Raw genomic sequence first — 20643 nt, forward strand, 5'->3', positions numbered from 1 at the left:
CGATCGCGCGGCAATCCGGGCACCGTGACGTCTCGGTCCGCGCGCCCCGCCCGGCCGCTGCCGGACCGGTCTCCGTTAGCACGGCGGCGAATTCCGTGGTCGGAGGCGCGTAACCCTCACCGGCAGGCATGTATCGCGGTGATTAACACAAATTCGCAAGCGGAGAGCCCGGCCTGTGAAGATTGCACCGAACGGGACTTCGATGCCCGATCCGTATCCCCGGGCAGGTACCTTCTACGCATGTTCTCCAAAGTCCTGGTCGCCAACCGCGGCGAGATCGCCATTCGCGCCTTCCGCGCGGCCTACGAACTCGGCATCGGTACCGTCGCGGTTTTTCCGTACGAGGACCGCAACTCCGTGCACCGGCTCAAGGCCGACGAGGCGTACCAGATCGGTGAGCCCGGTCACCCCGTCCGCGCGTATCTGTCGGTCGAGGGCATCATCGAGGCCGCCAAGAGCGCGGGCGCGGACGCCATCTACCCCGGCTACGGCTTCCTGTCGGAGAACCCGGACCTGGCCGCCGCCTGTGCCCGCGAGGGCATCACCTTCATCGGCCCGGCCGCCTCGGTGCTCGAACTGACCGGCAACAAGGCCCGCGCCATCGCCGCGGCCAAGGCCGCCGGACTGCCGGTCCTGAAGTCCAGCGAGCCGTCCGCCGACGTGGACGCGCTGATGACGGCCTCGGAGTCGATGGAGTTCCCGCTGTTCGTGAAGGCCGTCGCCGGTGGCGGCGGTCGCGGTATGCGCCGCGTCGCGGACCCGGCCCAGCTGCGCGAGTCCATCGAGGCCGCCGCGCGCGAGGCCGAATCAGCCTTCGGCGACGCGACCGTGTTCCTCGAGCAGGCGGTGGTCAACCCCCGCCACATCGAGGTGCAGATCCTCGCCGACCAGCACGGCAATGTCATCCACCTCTACGAGCGCGACTGCTCGCTGCAGCGCCGACACCAGAAGGTGATCGAGCTCGCGCCCGCCCCGAACCTGGATCCCGCACTGCGCGACCGCATTTGCGCGGACGCCGTGGCCTTCGCCGAGCAGATCGGCTACTCCTGCGCGGGCACCGTGGAATTCCTGCTCGACGAGCGCGGCAACCACGTGTTCATCGAGATGAACCCGCGCATCCAGGTCGAGCACACCGTGACCGAGGAGATCACCGACGTCGACCTGGTGCAGTCACAGCTGCGCATCGCGGCGGGGGAGAGCCTCGCGGATCTCGGCCTGAGCCAGGACGCCATCCACATTCGCGGCGCCGCCCTGCAGTGCCGCATCACCACCGAGGACCCGGCCAACGGCTTCCGCCCCGACACCGGCCGCATCACCGGCTACCGCTCCCCGGGCGGCGCGGGCGTGCGCCTCGACGGTGGCGCGAACGTCGGCGCGGAGGTCGGCGCCTACTTCGACTCCATGCTGGTCAAGCTGACCTGCCGCGGCCGCGACTTCACCGCCGCGGTGGCGCGGGCCCGGCGCGCGGTCGCCGAGTTCCGCATCCGCGGCGTGACGACCAACATCCCGTTCCTGATGGCGGTGCTCGACGACCCGGACTTCCGGGCCGGCCGGGTCACCACGTCGTTCATCGACGAGCGGCCGCAGCTGCTCACATTGAAGAGCTCCGCGGACCGCGGCACCAAGATCCTCAACTACCTGGCCGACATCACCGTGAACAAGCCGCACGGCTCACGGCCGACCAAGGTGTACCCGCACGACAAGCTGCCCGCTCTCGACCTGACCGTGCCGCCGCCGGCGGGCTCGCGGCAACGGCTGCTCGAGCTCGGCCCCGAAGGCTTCTCGCAGTGGCTGCGCAACCGGGAGGGCGTGGCCGTCACCGACACCACCTTCCGTGACGCGCACCAGTCGCTGCTCGCCACCCGGGTACGCACCAACGGCCTGCTCGACGTGGCCGGGCACGTGGCGCGCATGACGCCCGAACTGCTGTCCATCGAATGCTGGGGCGGCGCGACCTACGACGTGGCGCTGCGCTTCCTCTACGAGGACCCGTGGGAGCGGCTCGCCGCGCTGCGCGAAGCCGTGCCGAACATCAACCTGCAGATGCTGCTGCGCGGCCGCAACACCGTCGGCTACACGCCGTACCCCGAGAAGGTCACGCGCGCTTTCGTTTCCGAGGCCACCGGCACCGGCATCGACATCTTCCGCATCTTCGACGCGCTCAACAATGTCGACCAGATGCGCCCGGCCATCGACGCCGTCCGCGAAACCGGCACGGCCCTGGCCGAAGTCGCGCTGTCCTACACCGGCGACCTGTCCAACCCGAACGAGGACCTCTACACCCTCGACTACTACCTCAAGCTCGCCGAGCAGATCGTCGAGGCCGGGGCGCACGTCATCGGCATCAAGGACATGGCCGGTCTGCTGCGCGCGCCCGCCGCGTCCACCCTGGTCACGGCACTGCGGCGGGAGTTCGACCTGCCGGTGCACGTGCACACCCACGACACCCCGGGCGGCCAGTTGGCCACCTACCTCGCCGCCTGGCAGGCCGGGGCCGACGCCGTGGACGGCGCGTCCGCGCCCATGGCGGGCACCACCTCGCAGCCCGCGCTCTCGGCCATCGTCGCCGCGGCCGCGAACTCGCCCTACGACACCGGGCTGAACCTGCAGAACGTGTGCGACCTCGAGCCGTACTGGGAAGCGCTGCGAAAGGTGTACGCGCCCTTCGAGTCCGGGCTGCCGGGCCCGACGGGCCGCGTCTACCACCACGAGATCCCCGGCGGGCAGCTGTCGAACCTGCGCCAGCAGGCCATCGCGCTGGGCCTGGGTGACCAGTTCGAGGAGGTCGAGGCGAAATATGCCGCGGCGGACCGGATGCTGGGCCGCCTGGTCAAGGTCACCCCGTCCTCCAAGGTGGTCGGCGACCTGGCGCTGGCGCTGGTCGGCAGCGGCGTCGACGTCGACGACTTCGCCGCCGACCCCGCCCGCTACGACATCCCGGACTCGGTGATCGGCTTCCTGCGTGGCGAACTCGGCACCCCGGCCGGTGGCTGGCCCGAGCCGTTCCGCAGCCGCGCCCTCGAGGGCCGCGGTCCCGCCAAGCCGGAAACCCAGCTCACCGCCGCCGACGAGGCCGGACTGAACGGCACCTCCGCCGAACGCCGCGCCACCCTCAACCGGCTGCTGTTCCCTGGACCCACCGCCGAATTCATCGCCCACCGCGAGAAGTACGGCGACACCACCGGGCTGTCGGCCAACCAGTTCTTCTACGGCCTGCGCCACGACGAGGAACACCACGTCCAGCTGGACAAGGGCGTCACCCTGCTGATCGGCCTGGAAGCCATCTCCGAGCCCGACGAGCGCGGCATGCGCTCGGTCATGTGCATCCTCAACGGGCAGCTGCGCCCCATCCAGGTGCGCGACCGCTCCATCGCCAGCGAGATCCCGGCGGCGGAGAAGGCCGACCGGAACAACGCCGGTCACATCGCCGCCCCGTTCGCCGGTGTGGTGACCCTGGCCGTCTCCGAAGGCGATTCGGTGTCCGCGGGTGACACCATCGGCACCATCGAGGCCATGAAGATGGAAGCCGCCATCACCGCCCCGCGCGGTGGTGTGGTGCGCCGCGTCGCCATCGCCAAGGTCCAGCAGGTGGAGGGCGGCGACCTGCTCGTCGACGTGAACCTGAACGAGACCGCCGCCGAATGACCCGCATCGTGGCAGGTACCGCCGGGGGCCGACGCCTACGCGTCCCCCCGGCGGGCACCCGCCCCACCTCCGACCGCGTGCGCGAGGCCCTGTTCAGCTTCCTGCACGCCCGCATGGATTTCGACGGCCTGCACGTCCTCGACCTCTACGCGGGCTCGGGGGCCCTGGCCCTGGAAGCGCTGTCCCGCGGCGCTTCCCATGCCCTCCTGATCGAGGCGGACCGCAAGGCCGCCGCCATCATCCGCGGCAATATCGGCGACCTCGGCCTCCCCGGGGCGGAACTCCGCCAGAACAGCGTCGCCTCCGTTCTCTCGGGCGCTGCCCCTGAACGCTACGACCTGGTCTTCTCGGATCCGCCCTACGACCTCGACGTCGCCGACGTGCAATCCGACCTGCGCTCGCTGGCCGAGCACGGCTGGCTCCACGACGACGCCCTCATCGTCGTCGAACGCTCTACCCGCTCACCCGAAGTGGTCTGGCCCGACGGCTTCGTACCTCTGAAGTCCCGCACCTACGGCGAGACCCGCCTCGACTTCGCAGAATTCGCCGAAGCCTACTGACACAAGGGCTTTCGCAGTTTCGGCCGGTGTACCCCGGCCCCGATCGATAGAATCACCTCGGGGTGAGCGATCGCGGTGAGGGGGTTCCAGCGGTGCGCACAGGACGCGTTGCCGTCATCGGCCTGGGGGCCGCGGGGCTGTCCGCGTGCCTGGCGGCCGCGGAACTCGGGTGGTCGGTCATCGGATTCGATCGGAGCGCCATCGGCGCCGACTCCGCGGCCTCCGCGGGACGGTCGAAGATCATCAGGTTCGGTTACACGGACCCGTTCTACGCCGAGCTGATGCGCGATACCCGGCCACGCTGGGAGCGGCTCGAGCACGACACCGGAACGTCGTTGATCGATCTGTGCGGGATGCTGCACTTCGGGATCGGCGGGGAATCGGGGACCGACGCGGTCATCGCATCGCTCGAACGGTCGGGGCAGGACTGCGAAATCCTCACCGGCGGTGCGTCGGCCACGCGGACCGGATTGCGTCTGCGCGCCGGGGAAATCGGCGTCTACGAACGCAGTGCCGGGATGATGACTCCGGCATCGGTGCTGCCCGCGCTCGCGATACGGGCGCGGGCGCTCGGCGTGACCCTCCGCGAGCATGCCGCCGTCTCGGCGATCGACGAGACGGGCGGCGCCGTCACGGTGGTGACATCGGACGGGCCGGTGCGCGTGGATCGCGTGATCATCGCCGCCGGTGGACAATTCGGGCGATTCGCACCGGCTGCCGCCGCTAGTATCACCGTCACCCGCCAATATCAGATCGTCTGCGAATCGACCGAGCCCATCGCGGACGGCCGCGGGTGCAGCTGGATGGACGTCACGGCCGACGAGTGGTACGGGATGGTCAACGCGGGCAACGGTGTACAGATCATGGGCGTCCACGAGCCCGCGACCATCGTGGACGCCGACCAGCCGATCGAGGACGCCGAACTGAAGGCGTCGGTCGACGCGCAACTCGAGTATCTGCGCGAACGGCTGGCCCTGAACTCCCGGCAACTCACCCTCCGCGAAGTCCGGACCTGCCACTACACGAACACGGCAGCAAAGGATTTCGTGATCGACCGCCTGCCGGGCGGCGCGGCGGTGCTGCTGAGCGCCTGCTCCGGGCACGGCTTCAAATTCACCATCACCAGCGGCCACCTGGCCGCGCAGCTCGCCTGCACCGACGCGGCGCCGGTACCCCGATTCCAGCTGTCCGCCGCCTCCACCGAGGCGCGGCCATGACCACCCCGACCCCGCCGCCCGAGCCGCCGGTGAGCAGCAATACCGCCGCCAAAGTCACGCTGATCATCGGAATCCTCGTCACCGTCCTGGGCTCGATGTGGGGCATCATCTCGAGTTCCGGCGGCAAGGTCGTCGCCCCGATCGACACCATCATCGCCGGAGCGCTGACCGCGGTGGGCGGCGGCATTGTCGGCGCGTCGATGCAGGATCTCTTCTCCCGCACCAACGTCGAACGCGGCCTCAGCGCGGTCTCGCGCATGATGTCCGATGTCGTCGCCGAGAACTCGCGGGTCCTGACGGCCGTGACCGAGCGGCTGACCGATGTCGCCGACGGGATCGGCGGTTCCGCCCGGGCATCCCACGACAGCATCCGGAATACCCTGGCCGGTTCCCTGTCCGCGCGGTTCATCTCCGACGAGCAACAGCTCGCCCCGCTGCGAAAAGTGTGGCATCACTATCACGTCACCCAGGCCGGTCGTGAATTGCGCTGGCTGTATTCGATATTCCCCTTGGACGCGGGCACCAGCCCCTCGACGATCACCACGCCCATCGTCCTGGTCGATCTCGCGCGCGTCGGCCACGTCTACAACGCCGAGGTCGGCATGCGCACGAATCGGCTGTTCGTCAACTTCACCCGCGCCGACGGCACCGAGCCGAGCTGCTCGGAGATCTTCCCGCACATGCAGACCTTCCGCGACACCCACGCGGGCTTCGGCATCCGCCAGACCTGGGACGGCTCCCACCTGCTCGGCCGCGCCATCATGAGCGAACGCCCCGTCATCCCCGACGCCGAACCCGGCATGATCGACGCCGAACACAACCCCACCCTCGACGACGTCTGGCTCACAGGCTTCCTCCAGAACCGCATCCACCTCGACGACCTTCCGGCCCACCAGCCCTGAGGAACGGGACCGCCCGCCAGGACGGGGGGATGCGGCTCAGCTCAATGCGTAGGGCGGTGCGAGGTGGAAGCGGCGGCAGTCGGAGCAGCGCCGGCTCATGGCTTCGGGGGTGCCGGTGTGATGGAGGATGGCGTGGGTGGGGATGACGTCCAGGGTGTGATCGTGCAGGACCGCATGGCCGTCGATGATCAGCACGTGCCCGTCGGGCTCGACAGGAGGCCAGAGCAGGGTCACCGCGGGGTGGGCCGCGATATTGCGGCAGGTCGCGGGTCCGGGGGCGGTGATCTGGAATCGGTTGCCGCTCAGGATCGGATGCTGGGGTGTGGTGTGCGGTCCCAGGCCTCCGATGCTGACCAGGAAAGCGAGTTCGTATCGGCCGACGATCGCTGCCAGCTCGGGCGGGAAGTCCTGCTCGCTCATTCACTCAGGGTAGTCGAGATTTCGGACCGAATAGGGGGATTGTTCCGTGAATGAGGTACTTCCGTCCTCTGTTTGCCGTAGATGAGGTTATTCGGATATGTGGGGTCAGTACACGTCACGCACGTAGCGTTTCTCGGCCGCGAGCTTCTTGACGTAGGCGTCGGCGTCGTCGGTATCCAGGTTCCCGTGGTGGGCGATGATCTCCCGCAAGGCGAGATCGACGTCCTTGGCCATCCGCGCCGCGTCGCCGCAGACGTAGAAGTGTGCGCCGGAATCGATCCAATTCCACAGTCGCGCACCGTGTTCCCGCATGCGGTCCTGGACGTAGACCTTCGCGCGCTGGTCCCGGGAGAAGGCGAGATCGAGGTGGGTGAGGACGCCGTGCCGCTGGAGCTGCTCGAGTTCCTCGCGATAGTAGAAGTCGGTGGCGCGGTGTTGTTCACCGAAGAACAGCCAGTTGGGGGCAAGATCGCCCCGAGCCCGCCGGTGTTCGAGGAACCCGACGAACGGCGCGACGCCGGTGCCGGGCCCGATCATGACGGCGGCGACGGCCGGATCGTCGGGCGGTCGGAAGTGCGGCGAGCGCTGGATGTGCAGCGCCAGTGGCTGGTTGTGCTCCGCGTCCGCCAGATAGGCCGAACAGAGTCCGCCCCGCGGTCGGCCCGTCGGACCGGGATAGCGGATGACCGAGACCGTGGTGCGCACGATCGCCGGGTCCGCCAGCGGACTCGACGAGATCGAATACAGGCGCGGCTGAATGCGTTTGAACATATCGGCCCACCGTTGCGGGTCCGCCGGCACCGGATAATCGGCGGCGATGTCGACCGGTTGCCGGCCCCACAGCCATTTCGCCAGTTCGCCTTTGTTGTCCTGGCGCAGCAAGGTCCGCAGATACGGATCGGCCGTGCACTCGGCCAGATACTTCAGCAGGTCGGGCGTCACCTTGGTGAGGTCGAGATGTTCCTCCAAGGCGATGGACAGCGGCACGGGGCCGACCTTCGGAACCTCGACCACGGCGGCGGGATCGAGCCCGGTGACCGCCAGGAACTCCCACACCAGCCCCAGATCGTTGAACGGCCGCACTCCGAGGGCATCGCCGACGTCGTAGCTCAGCTCGGTTCCGGTCAGATCGAAGCTGAACTGGCGGACCTCCTTCTGCGCGCCGGGCAGGCTCAGCAGCCGATTGCCCACCAGCCGGCCGGATGGCCCGCCGGATTCGGGACGGGTGGTGACAGCCGGTGCGGGAGCCGGCGTCCCGATCGCCGGATGGCCGGTGGGCGGGGTGAGGGCCGGGAGCAGTTGTTCGAGCCACGCCGCGGCGGAGTCGTCGAAGTCCGGTTCGCAATCGACACGGGGGATCAGCCGTTCGGCGCCGAGTTCGGCCAGCCGGCTGTCGAGGCGTCTGCCGTGGCCGCAGAACGCGTCGTAGTTCGAGTCCCCGAAGGCGAGCACCGCGAATCGGGTTCCGGAGAAGGTGTATTCGGACAGGGCCGTGAGGGACTCCCAGAATCCCGCCCCGTTGTCGGGAGCATCGCCGTCGCCGAAGGTGCTGCTCACGACGATGAGGTCGGCGGCTCGGGGCAGGTCGGCCGCGGAGATCGAGTCCATGGCGTGCACGGCCGGGGCCAGATTCCGCGCGGTGAGTGTCTGGGCGAGAGTCCCGGTGGCGAAATCCTCCGCAGTGCCGGTCTGTGAGGCCCACAGAATCACCAGCGGGCGGGTCGGCGTGACAGCCTCCGGCGTCGAGGGCTCGCAGACCTGGACGGCGGCCGGTGCGAGCGTCGCGACAGCCCCCGCCGGGGTGACCCGGGCGTGCGGCGTGAACATGCCCGCGAGCATGCCGTCGACCCAGGCCGTGACGGTGGGGCGCAGTGGATTCGCGACGGGGACGGCCGGGATCGTGTCGGTCTCACCGGTCTGCCGCACTCCCGCGAGAAACCCGGACAGGTAGGCGGATTCGAGGTCGGTGAGAGCGGGCGTGCTCAGCTCGGTGATGCCGAGCAGCGCGGCTGCCGCCAGCACGCGATCGTCGCTGCGCGCGGGCGCGAGAGCGGCGGTGAGGGCGGGTGCTGAGCTGATGTCGGGTGCGGGGGCCGCCGCGGGTTCGGGCGGAACCGGTGCGGCGACCTTGGCCAGAGTGACCGCGCAGACCTTGAACTCCGGTTGAAAGGAGATCGGGTCCACGGCGTCGTTGGTGACGGCGTTGACGGTGAGATACTCGCCGAACAGGTCGTTCCAGTGGAACGGTGCGAAGGTGGTGCCGATCCGCACTCGATCGGTCACCACGGCCGGTAACACGGCGCGGCCGCGCCGGGACGCCACCTCGACCCAATCACCTTCGGCGACCGCGAGTTCCGCCGCGTCATCGGGATGGATCTCGATAAAGGGCCCGGGATTGAGCTTGTTGAGCTTGGCCACTCGGCCGGTCTTGGTCAGGGTGTGCCATTGGTGCTGCACCCGGCCGGTGTTGAGCACGAACGGGTAGTCGTCATCGGGCAGTTCGGCGGCGGGCAGGTGCGGGCGGGGGAAGAACTGTGCGCGACCGGATGCGGTGGGGAACCACAGGCGCGGCGTCGCGCCGTCCGCACGAACCTGCCGCGGCCGGCTGCTGCCGTCGTTCCGGTAGCGAATCGGGTTGCGCGCCGGTCCTTCCGGCGCGATCGGCCATTGCAGCGGGCCTTCGCGCAGCCGATCGTAGGTGGCGCCGCGCAGGTCGTATTCGGTCTTCGGATTCCACACGCGCTTGATCTCCTCGAAGACCTCCTCCGCGTCGATATAGGTAAAGGCGTCGGAATAGCCCATGGCACAAGCGATTCGAGCGATGATCCGCCAATCCGGGAGTGCTTCCCCAGGCGCCGGAATCGATCTCCGGACCAGGGTGAGGTTGCGTTCGGAATTGATCATCACGCCTTCGCCCTCGACCCACAGGGTGGCGGGCAGGATGACGTCGGCATAGGCGTTGGTCTCGGTCTCGGTGAAGACGTCCTGGGTGATCACCAGTTCGGCGGCCTCCAGCCCCGCCAGGACGGTCTTGCGATTGGCCACCGTGGCAACGGGATTGGTGCAGATGATCCAGCAGGCCTTGATCTCACCGGCGGCCATGCGGGAGAACATGTCGATGGTGCCGGTGCCGACATCGGTGCGCAGCGTGCCCGCCGGCCGCTTCCACAGTTGCTCGATGAACTCCCGGTCCTGGTCGACCAGGACCGAACGCTGCCCGGGCAGTCCCGGTCCCATGTAGCCCATTTCGCGGCCGCCCATCGCATTGGGCTGGCCGGTCAGCGAGAACGGGCCGCTGCCCGTCCGGCAGATGGCGCCGGTCGCCAGGTGTAGGTTGACCAGGGCGTTGGTGTTCCAGGTGCCGTGCGTGGACTGATTGAGGCCCATGGTCCAGCAGCTCGTCCACTCACCGGCCGTGCCGATCAGCTCGGCCGCGCGGCGGATATCGTCGGCGGCGAGCCCGGTGATCTCGGCGACGGCGGCGGGCGGGTAGTCGCTCGCGAAGTCCGCCATCGTCTCCCAGCCCTCGGTGAACTCGGCGATGAAATCCGGGTCGGTGTGACCGTCCTCGATCAGCAAATGCAGCAGGCCGTTCAGCAGCGCCAGATCGGTACCCGGCTTGATCTGCAGGAACAGATCGGCCTTGTCGGCGGTGGCGGTGCGGCGCGGATCGACCACGATCAGCTTCGCGCCCGCCTTGACCCGATCCATCATGCGCAGGAACAGAATCGGGTGACAGTCGGCCATATTCGCGCCGATGACGAAGAACACGTCGGCGTGGTCGAAATCGTCGTAGGAGCCCGGCGGACCGTCCGCGCCGAGCGAGAGCTTGTACCCGCTGCCCGCGCTGGCCATGCACAGCCGCGAGTTGGATTCGATCTGATTGGTTCCGATGAATCCCTTGGCCAGCTTGTTCGCCAAATACTGTGCCTCCAGGGTCATCTGACCCGAGACGTAGAAGGCCACCGCGTCCGGACCGTGTTCGTCGACCAGGGCACGCAGACGAGCCGCGGTCGCGGCGATGGCGGTGTCGAGCGGAGTCGTTTCCGGCGGCATACCGCGCTCGGCGCGGACGAGCGCGGTGGTCATCCGGCCGCCGGCGGCCATCAGGTCGGCATGGCTGCCGCCCTTGGTGCACAAACGGCCCGCGTTGGCCGGATGCGCCTTGTCCCCGGCGGCTTTCCGGATCCGATTGCCGTCCGGTCCGTGGTCGAGTTCCAGCGTGATCCCGCATCCCACGCCGCAGTACGAGCACACTGTGCGCACCGTGCCTGTCGCTGCTCCGGAATCGGTTGCCGCCACCGCAGTTCTCCCCTTCACGTCATCGTGCACTCGGTCCGTGTTCCTCACGCTAGGAACGGGCTGTTACCGGCCGGTCACGGGTGCGGTTACGTTCGCCTCTCCGTGCGGCGGGACCGTTTGTGCGTTTTCCCGGCCCGCACAGTCGACCGTGAATGAGGGTGAGAAGGTAGCAACAGATAAGCAACTGCGGAGAAAACAGGGTGAAATCTCCGAAACTGAGGATTTCAAGAAAGTCGCCGACATGTGAAGGGCGGATGCGTGAGCACCCTGCGATCCCGATCCATCGAGCCAGTCAGTGGTTGCGCTGTGACCGTGGACGGAATCGACGCCGTGCTGAGTTCGGAGCTGTCCGCGATCGGGTCGCGATACGCGGTCCTGGCGGACGCGGTGGGCGCGACACTGGCCGAGCCCCTGGTCGCGACGGCCGCGCTGCCGGCTGCCGACACGGCGGCCATGGACGGGTTCGCCGTGAGCGGCCGTGGACCGCGCTGGCGGCTGCTGATCGGGACCTGCGTCGCGGGCCGGCGATCCCGGATCTCCCTCGCCGACGGTGAGGCCGTTCGTATCTCGACCGGCGCCCTGGCTCCGGCCGGCGCCACGGCCGTGGTGCGCTCGGAACACGCCCATATCGAACGGATCGAGGGCCAGGCCACCGTGGTGCTCGCGCCGGGCGTCCCGCGTCGCAATGACCTGCGGCCGCGCGGCGAATCCTGGTCCGACGGAGACGAATTGACGCCCGCCGGGGTCCGGGTCGACGCCGCTGTGATCTCGGTGGCGCAGAGCGCCGAAACCCCGATCGCCATGGTTCGCGGGCCATTGCGCGCCGATGTGCTCATCACGGGAGACGAGATTCGAGTGTCCGGGGAGCTGGCGCCCGGACAGGTCCGCGACTCGCTCGGCGCGGCGCTGCCGCTCTACCTGCGGCACTGCGATATCGGGATGGGCCGGCTGACCAGGCTGCCCGACGACCGCGCGTTGCTGCGAACCTGGTTCGAGCTCGACACCGACGCCGAGCTCGCCATCACGGTCGGAGCGACCGGGCGCGGCGTCGCCGATCACCTGCGCGAGGTACTGGCCGAGATCGGCGCCCAGGTCCTGTTCGACGGCGTCCACATGCGCCCCGGCGGCTCCCACCTGGTGGCGCGGCTGCCCGATGGCCGCACCCTGCTCGCCCTGCCGGGCAATCCCCTCGCGGCGATCGCGTCGACCCTGGTGACCGGACCCGCGCTGGTGCGCGTGCTGACGGACCGGCGCGACTCGTCGGCACTGTGGGGCCGGATCGCCGACGCGGCGATCCCCGCCTCCGACCGGCTGCGCATCGTGCCCGCCCGCCAGGTCGAGGGCGGCGTATGGCGTGCCACCGGGGTGGCCGGGACCGCGCATCTGGCGAATCTGCTGCGGGCCGACGCGCTGGCCCTGCTGCCGCCGGGCGCCGGGCGCGGGGCCTTGGTCGAATTGTTGCCGTTGCCCCGGTGATCCGGTTTGCGCGCCGCAGGCTCGGCAATATGCTGCCTATCGTGACGAACTTGCGGATCAGTGAGGCCGCCGCGCTGATGGGCGTCAGTGATGACACCGTGCGCCGCTGGATCGACCAGGGGCGGCTGAAGTCGACCCGGCTCGACAACGGCCGCTTGGGCGTGCGCGGACAGGATCTGGCGGAGCTGCTGCGCAGTATGTCCGCGGAAACTCCGGACCCCGGTGTCACGGTCGCGGTCTCGGCGCGGAACCGGATGCGGGGGATCGTGACTCGCATCGTCAAGGACACGGTGATGGCGCAGGTCGAGATGCAGGCCGGGCCGTTCCGGCTGGTGTCACTGCTGAGCCGGGAGTCCGTGGACGAACTCGGGCTCGAGGTCGGCAGTGTGGCCGTCGCCTCGGTGAAATCGACCCATGTCGTGGTCGAAGTACCAGAAAGTTGATGAGGATGAAGACATTCCGTCGCCTCGGCGCGGTCGCCGCCGTACTCGCCGTCACCGCCGGTCTGGCCGGCTGCGGCTCCGACGACGAGAAGGACACTCCGGCCGGATCGGATCAGGTCAGCGGCACGGTGACCGTGTTCGCGGCGGCGTCGTTGACCGAGACGTTCACCAAGCTGGGCAAGGACTTCGAAGCCGCGCACCAGGGCGTCAAGGTGGTCTACAGCTTCGGGGCCAGTTCCGCGCTGGCCGAGCAGATCAAGCAGGGGGCGCCCGCCGACGTGTTCGCCTCGGCCGCGCCCGCCAACATGCAGCAGGTCGTCGACGCCGGTGATGTCACCGGCACGCCCGCCACCTTCGTCAGCAACCGCCTGGAAATCGCGGTGCCCAAGGGCAATCCGGGGCACATCACCGGACTGGCCGATTTCGGCAAGTCCGAGCCCAAGCTGGCGCTGTGCGCCGAGCAGGTGCCCTGTGGCGCGGCCGCCAAGAAGGTCTTCGAAGCCGCCGGCATCACCCCGCAGCCCGACACCCGGGAACAGGATGTGAAGGCGGTGCTCACCAAGGTGACCCTCGGCGAGGTGGACGGCGCGCTGGTGTACCGCACCGACGTGAAGGCCGCGGGCGACAAGGTCGAGGGCATCGACTTCCCCGAGTCGGCCAAGGCCGTCAACGCCTATCCGATCGCGCCACTGGCCAAGGCTCCCAACGCGGCCGCCGCCGCGGCCTTCGTCGACTACATCAAGTCCGCCCAGGCCAAGCAGGTCTTCGCCGCCGCCGGATTCGAAACCTCGTGAGGCGTCCCGTCACCCATCCCGGGTCGTGCCGGTGACACGAGCCGGGATGCGGCGGCGGGCTGCACGAGGACGACGGCCCCTCGTCCTCGTGCTGCCCGCCGTCTGCGCGCTGGCCTTCCTGATCGCTCCGCTGATCGGATTGCTGATGCGAGCCCCCTGGCCCACTCTGACCACGCGGCTGTTCAGCGCCGAAGTCGCTCAGGCCCTGCGACTCTCGCTGCTGTGCGCGAGCCTGGCCACCGTGATCTGCCTCGTGCTGGGGATCCCGCTGGCCTGGCTGCTGGCCCGCGCGGACGTGCCGGGCCGCGGGCTGATCCGGGCGCTGGTGACCGTTCCGCTGGTGCTGCCCCCGGTGGTCGGCGGTGTCGCGCTGCTGCTGGTTTTCGGCCGCCGCGGGCTGTTCGGGCAATACCTGTACGACTGGTTCGGGGTATCGCTTCCGTTCACCACCCCGGGAGTCGTGGTCGCGGAGGCGTTCGTGGCCATGCCCTTTCTGGTGATCTCGGTCGAAGGCGCGCTGCGGGCCGCCGACACCCGTTATGAGGAGGCAGCCGCCACGCTCGGCGCGACCCCCTGGTACACCTTCCGGCGTGTCACCCTGCCCGCGGTGCTGCCGGGCGTGATCGCCGGCGGGGTCCTGTGCTGGGCGCGGGCGCTCGGCGAGTTCGGCGCGACCATCACCTTCGCGGGCAACTTCCCCGGGAAGACGACGACCATGCCGCTGGCGGTCTATCTCGCCCTGGAAACCGATCCGGATGCCGCCATCGTCCTCAGCCTGGTGCTGCTGGTGGTGTCGGTCGGCGTGCTGGTCGCGCTGCGGGAACGCTGGATTCGAGGTGCGGTGTGACCGGCACGGCCCGGCGAGGAGCGCGATGACACTGCGGGCCGAACTACGTGTCGAGCGGGATCGATTCCGCCTCGACGTCGACCTGACCGTCGAACCCGGGGAGGTCGTCGCGCTGTTGGGTCCCAATGGGGCCGGAAAGACCACCGCGTTGCGGGCGCTGGCGGGTCTGCTACCGCTCACCGGCGGCCGGATCGTGGTGTCCGACCGGGTCTGGGACGCGCCGCCCGCGATCTTCCTGCCCGCCGAACGTCGCGCGGTGGGCGTCGTCTTCCAGGATTATCTACTGTTCCAGCATCTTTCGGCCCAGGAGAACGTGGCCTTCGGGCTCCGCGCACGGGGTGTCCGGCGCGTCGAGGCCCGCGCTCGCGCCGAAACCTGGCTGGATCGGGTCGGCCTCGCCGACCGTGCGCACAGCACGCCTCGGTCGCTCTCGGGCGGTCAGGCCCAGCGGGTGGCGCTGGCCCGCGCCCTGGCCACCGACCCCCAATTGCTGTTGCTCGACGAGCCGCTCGCCGCGCTCGATGCCAGTACCCGGCTGCAAGTCCGCACCGATCTCGCCCACCATCTGCGCGACTACCCCGGCCACACCGTGCTGGTCACCCACGATCCGCTCGACGCCATGGTGCTGGCCGACCGGCTGGTCATCCTCGAGCGCGGCACGGTCGTCCAACAGGGCACGCCGGTCGAGATCGCCCGCCGTCCCCGCTCGGAGTACGTCGCGAACCTGGTCGGCCTCAATCTGTTCCGAGGCACCGCCGACGGCGGAGCGGTCGCCGTCGACGGCGGCGGCGTGCTCATGGTCGCGGACCCGGCGACCGGACCCGTGTTCGTGGCCTTCCCGCCCACCGCCGTCAGCCTGCACCTCGAACAACCCTCCGGCAGCCCTCGCAACGCGTGGCCGGTCACCGTTTCGGGTATCGAGCAGCACGCCAACACCACTCGGGTCCGTCTCGACGGGACGCCGTCCGTGCTCGCCGATGTCACCCCGGCAGCCGTCGCCGAACTCCGCCTGCAACCCGGCTTGCGGCTGTGGGCGGCGGTGAAGGCCACCGAGATCCACAGCTACCCGGCCTGAAGGCCGCCACCGAAACCCGCATCGGTTCTCGACACCGAGGGAATTCATCTGGGGAAAGGCAACTTGACCTGGGCAGATCGTATTTCGCCGACCGGGGTGGAGGCCGGGAGCCGGGCGCGATGGGGTAGCGTGCGGCCATGGCTGGAGCACTGTGCCCCGGGTCCTTCGACCCGGTGACCAACGGACATCTCGACGTGATCGCCCGCGCCGCCGAGCAATTCGACGAGGTGGTGGTGACCGTGGTGGTGAACCCCAACAAGCAGGGGATGTTCACCGTCGAGGAACGCATGGAGCTGATCCGCGAGGTGACCGCCCACCTGCCCAACGTGCGCGTGGAATCCTGGCGCGGACTGCTGGTGGACTTCGCCAAGCAGCAGGGCATCACCGCGATCGTCAAGGGCCTGCGCGACGCCACCGACTACGGCTACGAAGTCCAGATGGCGCAGATGAACCGCAAGCTCACCGGCGTCGACACCTACTTCATCGCCACCAACCCCGCCTACAGCTTCGTCTCCAGCTCGTTGGTCAAGGAGGTCGCGACGCTCGGCGGCGACATCGCCGACCTGCTGCCCCCGGCCGTCCACAAGCGCCTCATGGCCCGCATCGCCGAACGCAAGGCCAACGCCTGACCGACCGGAACCCGCTGGGCCGCAACCCCATACGGCCCAGCGAGGACCCGGATTCGAGCCGCCTGCCCCCGCCGCCGTCTTCCCGGTGACCCCATTTGGTCAGGCCGCCTCGAGGTCCCCGTGCCGGGACTGCCTCGTCGCCCCCGCTGTGAGTGCGTTGCCGCCCCCCGCGCCGGGACTGCCTTGTCGCCCCGCGCCGTGAGTGCGTTGTCGCCCCTCGCCGATGAAGTTGACCGGGGAGACCCCTCGTCGCTGAAGTTCACGTGTGGGAGGCCCCACGTCGTTGTTGATCCGGGCCCGGCCGTATCCGAGGTGCCGTGTACCTCGGCCGCCGCCGCTGTGTCACAGCGCGCGGATCAGGGCCGGGTGGGCGGGTAAGGCCGGGGCAGGTTCGATCCGGCCGTCGGGTCGCGGGCGGGATCGGGAGAGCGCGGCGCGCAGGCGGCGGGCGGCGCGGTCGCGGATCACGTCGTCCCAGGTCCAGCGGACCACCTCGAAACCCAGGGCGCGCAGGTAGGTTTCGCGGATTCGCTCACGATGGATGGCTGCGGCGACGTCTTGGCCCGGGCGGAGCAGGCGGCCGTATTCGGTGGGGCCGTCGAACTCGCACAGCACGCCCTCGGACTCGTAATAGAAGTCGACGCGCGCCACGAAGCGGCCGTCCGGGGTCAGCACATTGCCCTGGGAGCTCGGCAGCGGCAGCGCGTGCCGCTCGATCATGGTGCGGCTGAGCGATTCCCCGATGCTCTGGCTGCGGCCGTCGAGCAGGGCGATCACCTCCTTCGCCTGGCCGATGCCGTAGCGGCCCTTGGCCTGCGCGATCTCCTCGCCCAGTTCGGCCGGAGTCAGTCCGAACCTGCCCGCCAGCGCGTCACCGGCGACGACCGCCGCCTCGAACGGCAGCGTCAGCGCCAGATCCACCACGGTCCGCGCCGGGGTGGTGACCGGCAGCCCGTCGACCTCGACCGCGCGATCCACCGGCGAGCCATGGACTTTCGCGAACGGGCGGGTCCGCCCGCCGCCCTTGCGATTGCGGGTCACGCACACCCGATCCAACGGCGTCCGCCACAGCGTGGTCCCGTACAGCACCGCCGCCGACTGATGACTCACCACACTGCCCGCGGCCATCTCCGGCAGCAGGGCCCCGACCAATTGGCGATGCTGTTCCCGCCGGTCCAGCGCGGTCGGCATCGGTTCGTGCACCCGCTGCCCGGATCTGCTCCGTGGTCCGGAACCCGAATGCCGTCCCGGGCCACGCTGCGCGCCACACCCCGCGAGCAGCGCCGTCCGGGATTCCCGTGCCCCGCAATGCCGTCCACCGTCCGCGGTTCTCACCGGTGCCCGGCTGGTCGTCGTGGGCTCGGTTGCGTCGGTCACCGGGGATTCGGCCGAGCCGGTCGCCGCTGCTCCGGTGGCGGTGGTCGTCGCCACGGTGGTCATCAGCCCTCCTGCCGGGGCGGCCGCGGACGCCGGTGCCGCACGCACGATCCACACCCCCGCCCCGGAGGTCGCTGGGGTCGTGGTCCGCTCGTATCCCGCCGTCCCCCAAGGCATCCGCGCCCGCGGTCCATGTCGGAACCCCTTTCGTCGTCGATACTGGCTTGGACGTCGACGCGCCGAAAGGGGTTCCCGCGTTCGCGGAGAACATGTGGGGGAGTGGGCTCAGAACACCCAGAGCCGCAGGGTGAGGAAGCGCATGGTGCCGACCACGGCCGTAATGCCCAGGACGGCAACGGCTTCGGCGATATCGCCCATGCCCGGTGCGGTGACCTCGAGAATCGCCAGACCCGCCGAGGTGATGGCGAGCCCGGCCAGCGCCAGCGCCCCGCCCTCGATCTGCGCGGTGTACCAGCGCACCCGGTCCGCGGCCTGGAAGGTGAGCCGCCGGTGCATCTCGTTGGCGAGCGCGGTGCTCACGATGGATCCGGCCAGATTGGCCACCTGCGCGCCGCCGCCGTAGAGGGCGAGGAACAGCAGGATGTATCCGACATTGCTGAGGCCGCCGACGAGGGCGAAGCGGATCAATTGCGCGAGGGCGGCATCGCCGCGCAGCCAGGCCCCGATCCGGGCCGACCAGCGGACGCCGGTCGCGCGCAGGGCGTCGGTGCTCCGGTCGAACGCCTCGGAGCCGTAGGCGAAGGCTTCGGAACCGAGGGTGTAGGTGTGCACCAGACCGGGCACGGGCATCGTCGCCCGCTCCGGAATCTCGTGGACAGCCATCGTCTACCCCATCCGAACACACCGTTACTTGTCTTGCTCATCAACGGTAAACCAAGTGGAGCTATTTCCTCCACTTGTTTTCGGGTCACGATCTGTGAACTAGGCCATGTTGCGGAAAACCCGCGACACGCCGTGTCGGACCTTGTTGACAGCGCGGAGATTGGCAGACTGGCGGAAGCGGAGAGTCTCGCCGTGAGTCCTGGCAGGAGAGTGGGGTAGCACATGTACCGGGTATTCGAAGCGCTCGACGAACTGGTGGCCATCATCGAAGAGGCCCGCGGCATCCCGCCGACCCGAAACTGCATCGTGCCGCGCGGCGAGGTGCTGGAGCTACTCGACGACGTCCGCGAGGCGCTGCCCGGCGAGCTCGACGACGCCCAGGACGTGCTCGATCACCGCGACAAGATCGTCACCGACGCCCGCACCGGTGCCGAGACCACGGTCAAGACCGCCAACGACCAGGCCCACCACACCGTGTCCTCGGCCCGCGAGGAGGCCGACCGCATCCTGGCCGACGCCAAGGCCCACGCCGACCGCATGGTCGCCGAGGCCCGCGCCCACGCCGACCACCTGGTCGCCTCGGCCGAGGAGGAGGCCGAGCGCACAGTGTCCGACGGTAAGAAGGAGTACGACTCCCTCACCGGCCGTGCCCGCGACGAGGCCGACCGTCTCGCCGCCGCCGGCCAGGCCTCCTATGACCGCTCGGTCGCCGAGGGCAAGGCCGAACAGGATCGCCTGGTCTCCCAGACCGAAGTCGTCCGGGCCGCCCACACCGAGTCCGCCCGGCTCATCGACACCGCCCAGGCCGACTCCGACCGCCTGCGCTCCGAATGCGACGACTACGTCGAGGGCAAGCTCGCCGACTTCGAGGAGACCCTGCACACCACCCTGCGCATCATCGGCCGCGGCCGCCACCAGGTGCGTTCGGGCTCGTCCGTGCCGGACTACGCCTCCGAGTTCCGCACCGACTCTCCCGGCTTCCGCCGCTGATCGACAACCCGGTTCCGCGCCGATTCTCCTCCATTGCTGAACATCACCCGAATGTTCGCGGCCGTCCCGATTCTGGACTGCGGCTCGATAGACCTCCGCCTTGGAGCGGGGGAGCGAAGCGGAGGAGCGGAGGAGGGAAGAATCGGGACCAGGGGCCGCGAACCCGCCCGGAGCGAAGCGAAGGGCGACTGAATTCTGCCCATTTGGGTCGCGAGCGGGGCTTTCGGTATTGTTGGGTGGTTGCCCATTCCCAGCCAGCGCAAAGGTGAGTTCAGAGATGTCCGCCGATTCCGGTAATGCCTCGCGTCATCGTCACAAGATGACCGACGCGGGTTTCGTGCTGGATGTACGCAGTCTCGGACGCGCCCCGGGTTCCATCAAAGAGCTGCGTCGCACCGTGACGACCGCGGAGAAGATCGGCCTCGATCTCGTCGCGATCCCGGCCGGTGCCGATGTCGAGCTGGATCTCACGCTGCAGTCGGTCTCCGAGGGTGTCCTCGTCACCGGCACGGTCACCGCTCCCATCGAGGGCGAATGCTCGCGCTGCCTGGACTCGTTCACCGACGAGCTCGAGTTGCAGCTGACCGAGCTGTTCGCCTACCCGGACAGCGCGACCGAGCAGACCACTGAGGAAGACGAGATCCCGCGTCTGGTGGACGATTTCATCGACCTCGAACCGGTGATCGTCGACGGCGTCGGCATGGAGCTGCCGCTGCAGCCGCTGTGCGAGCCGGACTGTGCGGGTTTGTGCCCGGAATGCGGCGTCAAGATGGCGATTGCGGGTTCCGGCCACGGTCATGAGATACTTGACCCTCGCTGGGCCGGGCTCGCGAATTTCACCGCTGAGTCCACCGATGCAGACACTGCGTCGGACCCATCAACCGATTCCACCCTTGCGGGACACAACGGTGCCGCAAGTAAGACAGAGGAGAGCTAGTCGTGGCCGTTCCGAAGCGCCGGATGTCCCGTGCCAACACCCACGCGCGTCGCAGCCAGTGGAAGGCCACCGCGCCGACCCTGATCACCTGCCCGAACCGCGCCTGCGGTCAGCAGACCCTGCCGCACATCGCGTGCCCGAGCTGCGGCACCTACAAGGGCCGTCAGGTCACCTCCGCGATCTGAT

The 20643-nt window shown here is 69.2% G+C and carries 17 protein-coding genes; 13 read left to right on the plus strand and 4 right to left on the minus strand.

Annotation, left to right across the window (positions count from 1 at the left end; genetic code table 11):
- Positions 1-240: 240 nt before the first annotated feature.
- From ACFYTS_RS05530 to ACFYTS_RS05545, 4 genes are all read left to right on the plus strand, one after another.
- Positions 241-3645 (plus strand): pyruvate carboxylase, encoded by a 3405-nt coding sequence (locus ACFYTS_RS05530; RefSeq protein WP_387301556.1) that lies wholly within the window; start codon positions 241-243, stop codon positions 3643-3645.
- The gene (gene rsmD / locus ACFYTS_RS05535) at positions 3642-4205 is read left to right on the plus strand and encodes a 16S rRNA (guanine(966)-N(2))-methyltransferase RsmD (protein ID WP_357279135.1); all 564 of its coding nucleotides are present in this window, start codon (positions 3642-3644) and stop codon (positions 4203-4205) included. The genes ACFYTS_RS05530 and rsmD overlap by 4 nt, the downstream gene beginning before the upstream one ends.
- 92 nt (positions 4206-4297) lie before the next feature.
- On the plus strand, positions 4298-5422 hold the full coding sequence (locus ACFYTS_RS05540) for an FAD-dependent oxidoreductase (protein WP_387301558.1): 1125 nt from the start codon (positions 4298-4300) through the stop codon (positions 5420-5422).
- Positions 5419-6324, plus strand: coding sequence for a hypothetical protein (locus ACFYTS_RS05545; RefSeq protein ID WP_387301560.1), 906 nt, complete (start codon positions 5419-5421; stop codon positions 6322-6324). The genes ACFYTS_RS05540 and ACFYTS_RS05545 overlap by 4 nt, the downstream gene beginning before the upstream one ends.
- A 36-nt stretch (positions 6325-6360) precedes the next feature.
- On the opposite strand, the gene ACFYTS_RS05550 is transcribed toward ACFYTS_RS05545, so the two are convergent.
- Both ACFYTS_RS05550 and ACFYTS_RS05555 read right to left on the minus strand, forming a co-directional pair.
- Positions 6361-6744 (minus strand): pyridoxamine 5'-phosphate oxidase family protein, encoded by a 384-nt coding sequence (locus ACFYTS_RS05550; protein WP_387301562.1) that lies wholly within the window; start codon positions 6742-6744, stop codon positions 6361-6363.
- A gap of 105 nt (positions 6745-6849) precedes the next feature.
- Entirely contained in the window at positions 6850-11046 is a 4197-nt protein-coding gene (locus ACFYTS_RS05555) for a molybdopterin-dependent oxidoreductase (protein WP_387301564.1), read from the minus strand.
- Positions 11047-11352: 306 nt separating this feature from the next.
- Here ACFYTS_RS05555 and ACFYTS_RS05560 point away from each other — a divergent pair, with 306 nt between their 5' ends.
- The 6 genes from ACFYTS_RS05560 (at position 11353) to coaD (ending at position 16310) form a co-directional block, all read left to right on the plus strand.
- Positions 11353-12522 carry a molybdopterin-binding protein gene (locus ACFYTS_RS05560; RefSeq protein WP_387301566.1) on the plus strand — a complete coding sequence of 390 codons (1170 nt, stop codon included), beginning with the start codon at positions 11353-11355 and terminating at the stop codon, positions 12520-12522.
- A gap of 41 nt (positions 12523-12563) precedes the next feature.
- A complete protein-coding gene (locus ACFYTS_RS05565; protein ID WP_387301568.1) occupies positions 12564-12965 on the plus strand; it encodes a molybdopterin-binding protein in 402 nt (133 codons plus the stop codon).
- 5 nt (positions 12966-12970) lie between these two features.
- Positions 12971-13759, plus strand: a complete 789-nt coding sequence (gene modA, locus ACFYTS_RS05570; RefSeq protein WP_387301570.1) for a molybdate ABC transporter substrate-binding protein — start codon at positions 12971-12973, stop codon at positions 13757-13759.
- A 46-nt stretch (positions 13760-13805) separates the two neighbouring features.
- Positions 13806-14606 carry a molybdate ABC transporter permease subunit gene (modB, locus tag ACFYTS_RS05575; protein ID WP_387301573.1) on the plus strand — a complete coding sequence of 267 codons (801 nt, stop codon included), beginning with the start codon at positions 13806-13808 and terminating at the stop codon, positions 14604-14606.
- 25 nt (positions 14607-14631) lie between these two features.
- Entirely contained in the window at positions 14632-15681 is a 1050-nt protein-coding gene (locus ACFYTS_RS05580; RefSeq protein WP_387301576.1) for an ABC transporter ATP-binding protein, read from the plus strand.
- Positions 15682-15818: 137 nt separating this feature from the next.
- A complete protein-coding gene (coaD, locus tag ACFYTS_RS05585) occupies positions 15819-16310 on the plus strand; it encodes a pantetheine-phosphate adenylyltransferase (RefSeq protein WP_357279122.1) in 492 nt (163 codons plus the stop codon).
- A 342-nt stretch (positions 16311-16652) separates the two neighbouring features.
- Here coaD and ACFYTS_RS05590 read toward each other — a convergent pair whose 3' ends face one another.
- Together ACFYTS_RS05590 and ACFYTS_RS05595 are read right to left on the minus strand one after the other, a co-directional pair.
- Entirely contained in the window at positions 16653-17750 is a 1098-nt protein-coding gene (locus tag ACFYTS_RS05590) for a hypothetical protein (protein ID WP_387301579.1), read from the minus strand.
- Positions 17751-17972: 222 nt separating this feature from the next.
- Positions 17973-18530, minus strand: coding sequence for a GtrA family protein (locus ACFYTS_RS05595; RefSeq protein WP_357279117.1), 558 nt, complete (start codon positions 18528-18530; stop codon positions 17973-17975).
- A gap of 222 nt (positions 18531-18752) precedes the next feature.
- On the opposite strand from ACFYTS_RS05595, the gene ACFYTS_RS05600 reads away from it, so the two are divergent.
- The 3 genes from ACFYTS_RS05600 (at position 18753) to rpmF (ending at position 20642) form a co-directional block, all read left to right on the plus strand.
- Positions 18753-19520: a DivIVA domain-containing protein gene (locus ACFYTS_RS05600; RefSeq protein WP_387301582.1), complete on the plus strand. Its 768-nt coding sequence runs from the start codon at positions 18753-18755 to the stop codon at positions 19518-19520.
- A gap of 277 nt (positions 19521-19797) precedes the next feature.
- Positions 19798-20457, plus strand: a complete 660-nt coding sequence (locus ACFYTS_RS05605) for a DUF177 domain-containing protein (protein WP_357279113.1) — start codon at positions 19798-19800, stop codon at positions 20455-20457.
- Between the two features lie 2 nt (positions 20458-20459).
- Positions 20460-20642, plus strand: coding sequence for a 50S ribosomal protein L32 (gene rpmF / locus ACFYTS_RS05610; protein WP_033088742.1), 183 nt, complete (start codon positions 20460-20462; stop codon positions 20640-20642).
- Position 20643: the final 1 nt, after the last annotated feature.

The organism is Nocardia sp. NPDC004151 (assembly GCF_042874235.1).
GTDB lineage: Bacteria > Actinomycetota > Actinomycetes > Mycobacteriales > Mycobacteriaceae > Nocardia.